General features: G+C 74.4%; 7 protein-coding genes and 1 riboswitch. Of the genes, 2 read left to right on the top strand and 5 right to left on the bottom strand.

What is annotated here, in order from left to right; genetic code table 11:
- Position 1: 1 nt before the first annotated feature.
- Positions 2-904: a dihydrodipicolinate synthase family protein gene (locus ABD361_RS17575; RefSeq protein WP_344436300.1), complete on the top strand. Its 903-nt coding sequence runs from the start codon at positions 2-4 to the stop codon at positions 902-904.
- A 245-nt stretch (positions 905-1,149) separates the two neighbouring features.
- Here the strand turns inward: ABD361_RS17575 and ABD361_RS17570 are convergent, their stop codons facing one another.
- A complete protein-coding gene (locus ABD361_RS17570) occupies positions 1,150-3,279 on the bottom strand; it encodes a hypothetical protein (protein WP_344436299.1) in 2,130 nt (709 codons plus the stop codon).
- The gene (locus tag ABD361_RS17565; RefSeq protein ID WP_344436298.1) at positions 3,276-3,668 is read right to left on the bottom strand and encodes a hypothetical protein; all 393 of its coding nucleotides are present in this window, start codon (positions 3,666-3,668) and stop codon (positions 3,276-3,278) included. The genes ABD361_RS17570 and ABD361_RS17565 overlap by 4 nt, the downstream gene beginning before the upstream one ends.
- Before the next feature lie 190 nt (positions 3,669-3,858).
- Here ABD361_RS17565 and ABD361_RS17560 point away from each other — a divergent pair, with 190 nt between their 5' ends.
- The gene (locus ABD361_RS17560) at positions 3,859-4,797 is read left to right on the top strand and encodes a trypsin-like serine peptidase (protein ID WP_344436297.1); all 939 of its coding nucleotides are present in this window, start codon (positions 3,859-3,861) and stop codon (positions 4,795-4,797) included.
- 51 nt (positions 4,798-4,848) lie between these two features.
- Here the strand turns inward: ABD361_RS17560 and ABD361_RS17555 are convergent, their stop codons facing one another.
- The 3 genes from ABD361_RS17555 to cobN form a co-directional block, all read right to left on the bottom strand.
- Positions 4,849-5,571 (bottom strand): hypothetical protein, encoded by a 723-nt coding sequence (locus ABD361_RS17555; protein ID WP_344436296.1) that lies wholly within the window; start codon positions 5,569-5,571, stop codon positions 4,849-4,851.
- The gene (locus ABD361_RS17550) at positions 5,571-6,827 is read right to left on the bottom strand and encodes a VWA domain-containing protein (RefSeq protein WP_344436294.1); all 1,257 of its coding nucleotides are present in this window, start codon (positions 6,825-6,827) and stop codon (positions 5,571-5,573) included. The genes ABD361_RS17555 and ABD361_RS17550 overlap by 1 nt, the downstream gene beginning before the upstream one ends.
- A gap of 90 nt (positions 6,828-6,917) precedes the next feature.
- On the bottom strand, positions 6,918-10,520 hold the full coding sequence (gene cobN / locus ABD361_RS17545) for a cobaltochelatase subunit CobN (RefSeq protein ID WP_344436293.1): 3,603 nt from the start codon (positions 10,518-10,520) through the stop codon (positions 6,918-6,920).
- Positions 10,521-10,546: 26 nt separating this feature from the next.
- A riboswitch (cobalamin riboswitch) is annotated at positions 10,547-10,689 on the bottom strand.
- Positions 10,690-10,874 lie beyond the last annotated feature (185 nt).

Raw genomic sequence — 10,874 nt, 5'->3', positions numbered from 1 at the left:
CATGAAGCCCGAAGCACACTTCACCGGCCTGTTCGTCCCCTTGGTGACCCCGTTCACCGACGACCTGCGCCTCGCCCCGGAAGCGCTCGCCCGCCTCGCCGATGAGGCCCTGTCAGCCGGCGGAGCCCGCGGACTCGTCGCCCTGGGCACCACCGCGGAGGCGGCCACCTTGACCGCCGAGGAGAAGCAGGCCGTGGTCCGCATCTGCTCGACCGCCTGCCGGGCTTACGGAGCCCCGCTGATCGTCGGTGTCGGTACGAACGACACTGCCGCCGCCATCACGACGCTGCAGGAACTCGCCCGGAGCGGTGACGTCGCCGCGGCGCTGGTCCCCGCACCGCCCTACACCCGGCCCGGCGAGGCGGGAACGCTGGCACACTTCACGGCACTCGCCGAACACGGCGGCCTGCCGTTGGTCGTCTACGACATCCCGTACCGCACCAGCCAGCACCTCAGCACCGGCACGCTGACCACGCTCGGGCACCTGCCGCAGGTCGTCGGCGTCAAATACGCGGCCGGCGCGATCGACGCAGCCGCGATGGAACTGCTCGACTCGCAGACACCGGGTTTCGCGGTGCTGGGCGGCGATGACGCCGTCATCTCGCCGCTGCTCGCGGCCGGCGCCCGCGGCGGCATCCTGGCGTCGGCCAATGTCCGCACCGCCGACTACGCCGAGCTGATCTCCCTGTGGCAGCGCGACGCCGCCGGACCGGCCCGCAGGCTGGGAGCCGAGCTGGCCCGGCTGTCCGCGGCGCTCTTCGCCGAGCCGAACCCGACCGTCATCAAGGGCGTGTTGCACGCCCAGGGCCGCATCCCCAGCCCGGCCGTCCGGCTGCCGCTGCTGGCCGCCTCCCCCGATGCGGTCCGCCGAGCGGCAGACCTGGCCACAGCCGGCCAGGCCTAGCGCGTGTCCGGCGGGTCTTCGCGGCGCCCCGTCAGGGGGCGCGGCCTGACCCGGGCGCCACGGCGCCCCGTAGGGGCGCGGGGAACTGCGCGACAAGCCACGACGCGCCCGCAGACGAAGTGCCGTGCTTCGCCCGGGCCCCGGGGTGGCGTGTCGGCTGCAGGCCGTCGGTGGTCGATCGCGCAGTTCCCCGCGCCCCTACGGGGCGCCGTGGCACCGTGTGACGAAGAGCCGCCGGGCACGCCCTAGCCCTCCTCCCGCAGCGCTTCGAGGCGTTCGCGCAGCTCCGCCTCCTTGGGGCTGCCGTCCAGGGCGTGCAGCTCCAGGGCGCGGGCCAGTTGCCGGCGCGCCGGCGCACGGCTGCCGTCCTGCAGCGCGAGGTCGGCGAGGGCCTCGCGGGCCTGTGCCTCGTACGGCCGGGCGCGCTGCCTGCGCAGCGCCCACGCCGCGCGCATCAGGATGCGCACCGCGATCCGTGTGTTGCCGGCGTGCACATGCGCCACGCCCAGCGCCGCCAGGGCCCGGGCCGCCATCCGGCGGTCGCCGATCGCGGCGAGCCGGTCGTGGGCGTCGGCCAGCGTCGCCAGGGCCCGGCCGTGCTCGCCCGTCGCGTCCTGCGTGCAGCCCATGAAGTACAGGACGAGCGCGACACCACGCCACTGCCCGGCCTCGGCGTTGAGCGCGAGGGCCTCCTCGTACTGGGCGAGGGCCGTCGCCGGCTCGCACGCGTCCCAGTAGCGGGCGGAGAACTCGCGCACCGACGCCCGCAGGACGGGATCGGGCGTGCCGTCCGCGAGCTCCAGCGCCCGGTCGAGCTCCTTGCGCGCCTCGGCGGAGCGGCCGATGTCCATCAGCGGCCGGGAGAGCAGGCTGCGCAGCCGCGCCTCCAGGGCCCGGTGCCCCAGCCGGGCCGCGGCGTCCGCGCCGAGCCTGCCCGACTCGATCCAGTCCGTCAGGTGCCGGTGGTTGAGGTACAGGGCGGTCAGGCCCTCGGCCAGCTCGGCCGCCTGCCGGTCCAGACCGCGGGCGACGGCGGTGCGCAGCACGCCGAGGGCGGCTGCGCGTTCGGCCTCCAGCCAGTCCAGCGCCCGGTCGCGGGCGTCCGGCCCCGCAAAGGGGTCCTCGTGCCCGGCGAGCAGCACCGCGTGATCCGTGATGCGCAGCCGGTCGGCCGGCATCACCGCCCGGTCGGCGAAGGCGGTGCGGACGGTGTAGTGGTCAACGAGCCGGCACAGCGCGGCGTGCCGCGCCTCACCGTCGTCGGCCTCCGCGAGGGCGCGGGCGTGCAGGCGGACGAGGTCGTGCATGCCGTAGCGCCCTGTCGGCCGTCCGGCGACGATCTCCTCGTCGACGAGGCTGGCGGCCCGCAGCTCCTCCAGCAGCGGCGCGACGACGGCCCGGTCGCTGCCGTCCAGGGCGACGGCGGCATCGAGGTGGAACGTACGCCCGGGCAGCAGCCCCAGCAGCCGGTACAACCGCAGTGCGGCGGCAGGCAGATGACGGCAGGCGACGCCGAGCGCGGCGGAGACGCTGTGGCGCGTGGCGCCGGTCTGCGGCGACACGACGGCCAGCCTGCTGCTTTCGGCCTGCATTTCCTCCAGGACCACGGCCAGGGCGAGGCCGGGGCGCGCGGCCAGCCGGGCGCCGACGACGGCGAGGGCCAGGGGCAGGCCCTCGCAGCACTCGGCGAGTCCGGTCGCCGCGGCGGGCTCCGCCTCGACGCGCACGGCGCCGATCAGGCCGGCCAGGAGGTGCCGGGCGTGCTCGGCGTCCAGCGGCTGCAGGGGCAGCAACTGCGCGCCGTCGAGGACCAGTTCTTCGAGGCGGTGGTTGCTGGTGACGACGACCGCGCTGCCGGGCGTGGCGGGGACGAGCGCGGTGACCTGTGCGGGAGTGGTGACGTTCTCCAGGACGAGCAGGATGCGCCCGCGCCGGTGGGTGCGGGAGCGGTAGAGGGCGGCCAGGTCGGGGCCGGGCACGGCGAGGTGCTGTTCGGCCACGCCGAACGCGCTGCGCAGCACGTGGGCCTGGGCGCTGCGGACGTCCCCGTCCAGGACGGCGAAGTCCACGTACAGCACACCGCCGGGGTATAAGTGGCGCACCTCGGCGGCCGTCCGCAGAGCGGTGCTCGTCGTGCCGATGCCGGGCGTTCCGCTGAGGACGTACGTGCGGGGCGCGTCACCGTCGCCGCCGGCCAGCCACCGGTGCATCCGTGCCAGCTCCTTCGTGCGGTTGACGAAGCAGGCGGTGCCCGACGGCACCTGGAACAGCGCGGGTTGCGGCTCTTCTCGCGGCACCGTGCGGAAGTCGTTGTAGACGATGTCCCGGCCGGCCTGGAGGACCTGGTCGGCGGTGCCGGAGAAATCGTTGGTCACCGGGTGCCCGTCACGTTGATGTTCTGCCCCTGGTAGAGCGTGCGCACCCGCGCGTTGCCCGAGACGGTGTTGTTGACGGTGACGGTGTCGCCGGCCACAGAGATGTCCGCGGCGCGGGCGCTCTCCAGCCACTGGCGGAACTCGGTGGCCATGGCCTCGTCGTGGAGCATCCGTCCGAACAGCATGGCGGCCAGTGCCTGCGTCTCCTGCGGGCTGGCCGGGTCGAGCGGCAGGGGCACGGGCTCGGTGGTCGTGGTGCCGTCCTCGCGGCCGCGGCCGAAGGTGCGCCGGGCGAGGTCGGCCAGGGATCCCCAGACCCGGCGCCCGACCTCCGTACCGGCCGCTCCGGCTGCGGCCGTGACCGCCGTGGTGACTGCTTCGAGCGACATCGGATCGACCATTACGTACTCCCCACCCCATGGGCCGTCTTTGGTGTCCCACAGGCTACCGGCCGCCACTGACAGTGCTGTGCGTCGTTGTGATGAATCCTGTCGCGTCGACGACTCACCACTGCCGTCCCGGCAGCGGCAGGATGACACGCTCGCTCCGTTGGTCCCTGCCTGCAGGAAGGAACCGTCCATGCGCCACAGACCTCTCGTCATACGCGGACGTCTCACCGCCGTTCTCGCCGGTCTGCTGCTGACGGCGGCGACCGCCGTCGTGCACGGCCCCGCCGCGGCGGCCGCCGGTCCGCACACCTCGGCCGTCACGGCGGACGCGTACTGGACCCCGGAGCGCATGGCGGCGGCGCTGCCGGCCGAGGCCGCCGGCAGGCGCGCCGCCGGGGCCGTGCCCGGGGATCCCGTACCGCCCAGTCACCCCTTCGACGGCCTGCCGCAGGTGGGCACGTTCTTCTGGACCGACGGGCAGAACACCGGCCGCTTCTGCGGCGGTACGGTCGTGCGCAGCCCGCACCGCGACCTGGCCGTCAGTGCCGCGCACTGCCTGCGCTCGCCGGACCCGAAGAAGCGGCTGTCGTTCGTGCCGCAGTACCACGACGGCCTGAAGCCGCACGGCGTCTTCCCGGTCGAGGACATCTACATCGACCAGCGCTACTACGACCTGGGCACGAACGGCGGTGCCCGCTGGGACTTCACGATCGGGCGGATGGGGCCGCGCGCGGACGGCACGGACGTGCAGGAGGCGGTGGGCGCCTTCGACCTGGCGATCCGGCCGGGGTACGACCACCGGAACGTGCGTCTGATCGGCTATCCGGGCAGCAGCGACGCGAAGTACCCCAAGCCGCTGGACTGCACGTCCTCCACGCACCGCTACACCAGCACCGATCCGGCCGCGCCCGGTGACTTCCTGGAGATCGCCTGCGCGGGTTACGTGGGCGGCACCTCGGGCGGCCCGTTCCTGGTGCGGTGGGCCACCGGGTACGCGGTCGTGGGGGTCATCGGCGGCTACCACACCGGTGGGGACACCCCGGACATCTCCTACAGCTCGTACTTCACCGAGGACCTGCTGGAGCTGTATCTGCGGGCGGTCGACGGCGAGGAGTCCGCACGACGCTGATGCCCGGCGTGCCGGTGGCGGCGCCCCGGGGCCGGGGCGCCGCCACCGGTGTCACCTGCGTCGCGGGTGACGGGTGAGGGTGTAGCCGCCGATGGCGGCCAGGGCGCACAGGACGGCGCCGCCGAGGGTCCAGCCCCAGCGGCCCGACCACCAGCTGCCGTTCCAGCCGTCCTCGGGCTCGGTGACGGCGGCCGCGTGCAGCGGCGCCCCGAGCGAACCGCCCTCGGCGCGTGCCCCGCCGGCGTCCTCCGCCGTGACCTGCATCTCCGCGTGCACGGGCAGGCCCATGTCGCGGTCGGGTGCGTCGGCGACGGTCAGGCGCACGTAGTACGCGCCGGGCAGCGGGTCGTTGGCCCACCGCTCGGCCCACGGCCGTACCGTGCGCAGCGTGCAGGTGAGGGTGACGGAGGCCTCGTCGCGCGCCGCTCGCTGCGTCGGTGCGCCGGAGGCGCACGCCTGCCGGCGGCGCAGGCCGTCGAAGACGTCCAGCTGCCAGGTGGCCGTGCCGTTGCGGGTGGCGGTCTCGGGCAGGGTCACGGTGGCCTTGACCGTGGGCTGCTGCCCGGCGCCCGCCGGGAACTGCCAGTAGAGGTAGTCACCGGTGGAGGCGTCGGCGGTGGCCCGCTGACCCTGTTCGACGGCGACGGCGGTACGGAAGGCCGTACCGGCCTCACTGGGCGCCGGCCTGCCCTCGTCGGCGGTGGCGGCGGGGCCGAGGCCCAGCAGCACCGCACCGGCGGCGACCGTGGCCGCCAGGAGCCGCTTGACGTACATCAGTTCTCCCTCCACACGGCCACGCGCCAGCGCGCCAGCCAACCCCACAGCAGACCGGCCAGCAGGCCCGTGCCGCCGAGGACGAGCAGCAGCACCCACCCGCGGCCCAGGCCGAAGGCGGCGAGGTCCGAGGGGTCGTCCGGGCCCTTGACGACGTCGACGGCCAGCTCGACCGGCAGGCCCGGCTCGCGCTTGACCGAGGGCGGGGCGGCGAAGGACTGGGAGACCTCCAGGCAGACCGTGCGCGGGTCCTTGTCGTCCTTCGAGGCCCGGTAGACGGGCCGGCGCAGGCCGGCGGACATCACGTCGGTGCGGCCGTTGCCGGCGTCGGAGCCCCGGACGAGCTCCTGCCCGCCCTCGCTCACGGCCCGCAGCAGCACGCCGTAGTCGCGCTCGACGGCCCGGTCGGCGGCCACGCTGACGGCGGCCCGCAGCTCCTGGCCGGGCTTGACCTTCACGCGGTACCAGCGGTGCTCGCCGAACCGCTCCCGGTCGGTCCACAGCCCCGCGCCGATCTCGGGCGCGGTGGCGCAGGAGGCGCCGCCCTGAGTGGCCCGCGGCGTCTGGACGGGGGTGTCGGCCCGCTTGACGAGCTGCTTGATGCGGCCGGAGAGCTCCTTGCGGTGGTGCACGGTGGTGTACGTGCCGCCGGTGGCCTCGGCGATGCAGCTGAGCTGCTCGCGCGTCTTGTCGTCGGCGGCCAGGCCGAGCGTGTCGACGGTCAGGTGGGTGCCCTTGGCGGCCAGTTCACGGGCCACGTCGCACGGGTCGGGCTGGCCGCAGGAGTCCTCGCCGTCGGTGATGAGGACGATGCGCCGGGTGCCGCCCCCGACGTCCAGGTCCTGATCGGCGCCGCGCAGCGCGTACCCGATGGGCGTCCAGCCCGTCGGCTGCAGCCGTGCCACGGAGTTCTTGGCCTCGGTCCGGTTGACGGCCCCCACCGGGTACAGCTTCTCGCTGTCCCGGCAGCCGATCGCCTTGTCCTCCCCGGCGTACGTCGCCCCGAGCGTCCGGATCCCCAGCCGCACACCCTGCGGCACGGAATCGATGACCTCGTTGAACGCCTCCTTGGCCGCCGCCATGCGCGACTGCCCGTCCACGTCCTGTGCCTTCATCGAGCCACTGACGTCGAGCACGAGCTCGACCTTCGGCGAGTCCTTGGAGGGCCCGTCGGCGGCACTCGCGGGCACCGCACCCCCGGCAAAGGCGGCCAGCAGGGCACAAATCCCCGCTGCCGCCCGTTTCCTGTAGATCATTCAGGTGATCCTATGGAAAGCGGAGCCCCACGCTCAAAACGCGTGGGGCACCGCGGGTGCCGGGGAACCGTCGGCTACGGGGGGATCACCTCATTCGGCGCCGTCGGCGCCGCCCTCCAGGTTGCCCTCCGTCTCCAGGAAGACCTGGCGCAGGGCTTCGAGCGTCTCGGCGTCGGGCTTGGCCCACATGCCGCGGCTCTCGGCCTCCAGGAGGCGTTCGGCGATGCCGTGCAGGGCCCAGGGGTTGGCGTCCTCCAGGAAGGAGCGGTTCTCGGGGTCGAGGACGTAGGTCTGGGCCAGCTTGTCGTACATCCAGTCGGGGACGACGCCGGTGGTGGCGTCGTAGCCGAAGAGGTAGTCGACGGTGGCGGCGAGTTCGAAGGCGCCCTTGTAGCCGTGACGGCGCATGGCCGCGATCCAGCGGGGGTTGACCACGCGGGCGCGGAAGACGCGGGAGGTCTCCTCGACGAGGGTGCGGGTGCGGACGGTCTCCGGGCGGGTGGAGTCGCCGATGTAGGCGGCGGGCGCGGTGCCGCGCAGGGCCTTGACGGTGGCGACCATGCCGCCGTGGTACTGGAAGTAGTCGTCGGAGTCCGCGATGTCGTGCTCGCGCGTGTCGGTGTTCTTGGCGGCGACGGCGATGCGCTTGTAGGCGCTCTCCATCTCCTCGCGGGCCGGGCGGCCCTCCAGGCCACGGCCGTAGGCGTAGCCGCCCCAGACGGTGTAGACCTCGGCGAGGTCGGCGTCGGTGCGCCAGTCGCGGCTGTCGATGAGCTGGAGCAGGCCGGCGCCGTACGTACCGGGGCGGGAGCCGAAGATGCGGGTGGTGGCGCGGCGTTCGTCGCCGTGGGCGGCGAGGTCGGCCTGGGCGTGGGCGCGGACGTGGTTGTCCTCGGCGGGCTCGTCGAGGGCGGCGACGAGGCGTACGGCGTCGTCGAGCAGGCCGATGACGTGGGGGAAGGCGTCGCGGAAGAAGCCGCTGATGCGCAGGGTGACGTCGATGCGGGGGCGGCCCAGTTCCGCGAGGGGGACGGGTTCGAGTCCCGTCACTCGGCGCGACGCCTCGTCCCACACCGGGCGTACGCCCAGCAGGGCCAGGGCCTCGGCGACGTCGTCGCCGGCGGTGCGCATCGCGCTCGTGCCCCACAGGGACAGGCCGACCGACTGCGGCCAGGTGCCGTTGTCGGTGCGGTAGCGCTCCAGCAGGGAGTCGGCCAGGGCCTGGCCGGTCTCCCAGGCCAGGCGGGAGGGGACGGCCTTGGGGTCGACGGAGTAGAAGTTGCGGCCGGTGGGCAGCACGTTGACCAGTCCGCGCAGGGGCGAGCCGGAGGGGCCGGCCGGGACGAAGCCGCCGGCCAGGGCGTGGACGGCGTGCTCGAGCTCGTCGGTGGTGCCCGCCAGGCGGGGGGCCACCTCGCGGGCCGCGAAGCGGAGGACGGCGGCGACCTGTTCGCCGTGCCCGGTGGGCACGGCGGCCGGGTCCCAGTTCGCGGCCTCCATGGCCTCCACCAGGGCGCGGGCCGCGGCCTCCGCGTCGTCCGCGCTGGTGCGCGTCGCGGCGGACTCGTCCAGGCCGAGCGCCTCGCGCAGGCCCGGCAGGGCCGCGGTGCCGCCCCAGATCTGGCGGGCGCGCAGGATGGACAGGACGAGGTTGACGCGGGCCTCGCCGGTGGGCGCGGCGCCGAGGACGTGCAGGCCGTCGCGGATCTGGGCGTCCTTGACCTCGCACAGCCAGCCGTCGACGTGCAGCAGGAAGTCGTCGAAGCCGTCGTCGTCCGGGCGCTCGTCCATGCCGAGGTCGTGGTCGAGGCGGGCGGCCTGGATCAGCGTCCAGATCTGGGCGCGGATCGCCGGGAGCTTGGCCGGGTCCATGGCGGAGATCTGGGCGTATTCGTCCAGGAGTTGTTCCAGTCGCGCGATGTCGCCGTAGGACTCGGCGCGGGCCATGGGCGGGACGAGGTGGTCGACGAGGGTGGCGTGGGCGCGGCGCTTGGCCTGCGTGCCCTCGCCGGGGTCGTTGACGAGGAAGGGGTAGATCAGCGGCAGGTCGCCGAGGGCGGCGTCGGGGCCGCAGGCGGCGGACAGGCCGGCGTTCTTGCCGGGCAGCCATTCGAGGTTGCCGTGCTTGCCCAGGTGGATCACGGCGTCGGCGCCGAAGCCGCCGTCCTCCTGGGAGGCGGCGATCCACCGGTAGGCGGCCAGGTAGTGGTGGGAGGGCGGCAGGTCGGGGTCGTGGTAGATGGCGATGGGGTTCTCGCCGAAGCCGCGCGGCGGCTGGATGAGGATCAGCAGGTTGCCGCGGCGCAGGGCGGCCAGCACGATGTCGCCCTCGGGGTTGCGGCTGCGGTCGACGAACATCTCGCCCGGGGCCGGGCCCCAGTGCTCCTCGACGGCCTCGCGCAGTTCGGCGGGCAGGGCGGCGAACCAGCGCCGGTAGTCGGCGGCCGGGATGCGCACGGGGTTGCGGGCGAGCTGCTCCTCGGTCAGCCACTCCTGGTCGTGGCCGCCGGCCTCGATCAGGGCGCGGATGAGCTCGTCGCCGTCGCCCGACTCCAGCCCCGGAACCGCCTCGTCGCCGAAGTCGTAGCCCTCCTCGCGCAGCCGGCGCAGCAGGGCGACGGCGCTGGCGGGGGTGTCCAGGCCCACGGCGTTGCCGATGCGGGAGTGCTTGGTGGGGTAGGCGGACAGGACGAGCGCCAGCCGCTTCGCGGCCGGCGGGATGTGCCGCAGCCGGGCGTGGCGCACGGCGATCCCGGCGACGCGGGCGGCGCGTTCGAGGTCGGGCACGTAGGCCGGCAGGCCGTCCTCGTCGACCTCCTTGAAGGAGAACGGGACGGTGATGATGCGCCCGTCGAACTCCGGTACGGCCACCTGGGTCGCGGCGTCCAGCGGGGAGAGGCCCTCGTCGTTCTCCTCCCACGCGCTGCGCGGGCCGGTCAGGCACAGCGCCTGCAGGACGGGGACGTCGAGGGCGGCCAGCGCCCCCGCGTCCCACGACTCGTCGTCGCCGCCGGCCGAGGCGTCCGCGGGCCGCGTGCCGCCGGCGGCGAGCACGGTGGTGACGATGGCGTCCGCGTCGCGCAGCGCGTCCACGAGCTCCGGCTCGGGGGCGCGCAGGGAGGCCACGTACAGCGGCTTGGCGCGGCCGCCCGCGTCCTCGATCGCGCCGCACAGGGCCTCGACGAAGGCGGTGTTGCCGCTCATGTGGTGGGCGCGGTAATAGAGCACCGCCACCAGCGGGCCGGCCGCCCCCGGCTTGGGCGCGCGCTCCAGCTCGCCCCACGCGGGCGCGGCGGCCGGCGGCTCGAAGCCGTGACCGGTCAGCAGCACCGTGTCGGACAGGAAGCGGGCCAGCTGCTCCAGGTTGGCGGGACCGCCGTGGGCGAGGTAGGCGTGGGCCTCGGCCGCGATGCCGACGGGGACGGTGGAGGTCTCCATCAGCTGGGCGTCGGGGGCCTGTTCGCCGGTGAGCACGACGACCGGCCGCGGCCCGGCCAGCAGCACGTCGAGCCCCTCCTGCCAGGCGCGGATGCCGCCGAGGAGCCGGACGACGACGAGGTCGGCGCCCTCCAGGAGGCCGGGCAGCTCGTCGAGCGGCAGCCGGGCGGGATTGGCGAGCCGGTAGGGGACCGGGCCGCCGGCGGCACGGGCACTGAGCAGGTCGGTGTCGGACGTCGACAGGAGCAGGATCACGGCAGGCCTTCCTCGGGGTCCGCGCCCCGGGCGGTGGGAGGACGGCAGGAGTTCCTGACTTCCCACGAAGTGCTCGACTTCGTGGTCACAGTGGCGGGACCGTGCCGGAATCGCACCGGCTTCCTCCCCTGTCGCCGTCGCTGGCGCAGCCATAGTAGCCATGCGGGGTGCGCCTGCGGCGGGCCTGGCCCCACCCCCACCCTTTCACCGTTTCCGAAGGGGCTGCCGCCCCTTCGAAACCCCGCTTGGCCTCAAACGCCGGCCGGGCTGAAATCAGCCCGCCCGGAGGCACCTCCCAGCGGTAGCTGGGGAAGTTCGAGGCCACCGCGCGGCAGCACGGTCGAGCGGGGGTGC

This window comes from Streptomyces luteosporeus (genome assembly GCF_039532865.1).
In the GTDB taxonomy this organism is placed as follows: Bacteria; Actinomycetota; Actinomycetes; order Streptomycetales; family Streptomycetaceae; genus Streptomyces; species Streptomyces luteosporeus.
Note: the sequence above shows the minus strand (reverse complement) of the source record. Positions and strands in the feature narration are given on the sequence as shown.

What these genes read in the sequence shown, in the direction of transcription:
- ABD361_RS17565 (WP_344436298.1), bottom strand. Translation starts at nt 3,668, where the DNA reads ATGTCGCTCGAAGCAGTCACCACGGCGGTCACGGCCGCAGCCGGAGCG.
- ABD361_RS17560 (WP_344436297.1), top strand. Translation starts at nt 3,859, where the DNA reads ATGCGCCACAGACCTCTCGTCATACGCGGACGTCTCACCGCCGTTCTC.
- ABD361_RS17575 (WP_344436300.1), top strand. Translation starts at nt 2, where the DNA reads ATGAAGCCCGAAGCACACTTCACCGGCCTGTTCGTCCCCTTGGTGACC.
- ABD361_RS17555 (WP_344436296.1), bottom strand. Translation starts at nt 5,571, where the DNA reads ATGTACGTCAAGCGGCTCCTGGCGGCCACGGTCGCCGCCGGTGCGGTG.
- ABD361_RS17550 (WP_344436294.1), bottom strand. Translation starts at nt 6,827, where the DNA reads ATGATCTACAGGAAACGGGCGGCAGCGGGGATTTGTGCCCTGCTGGCC.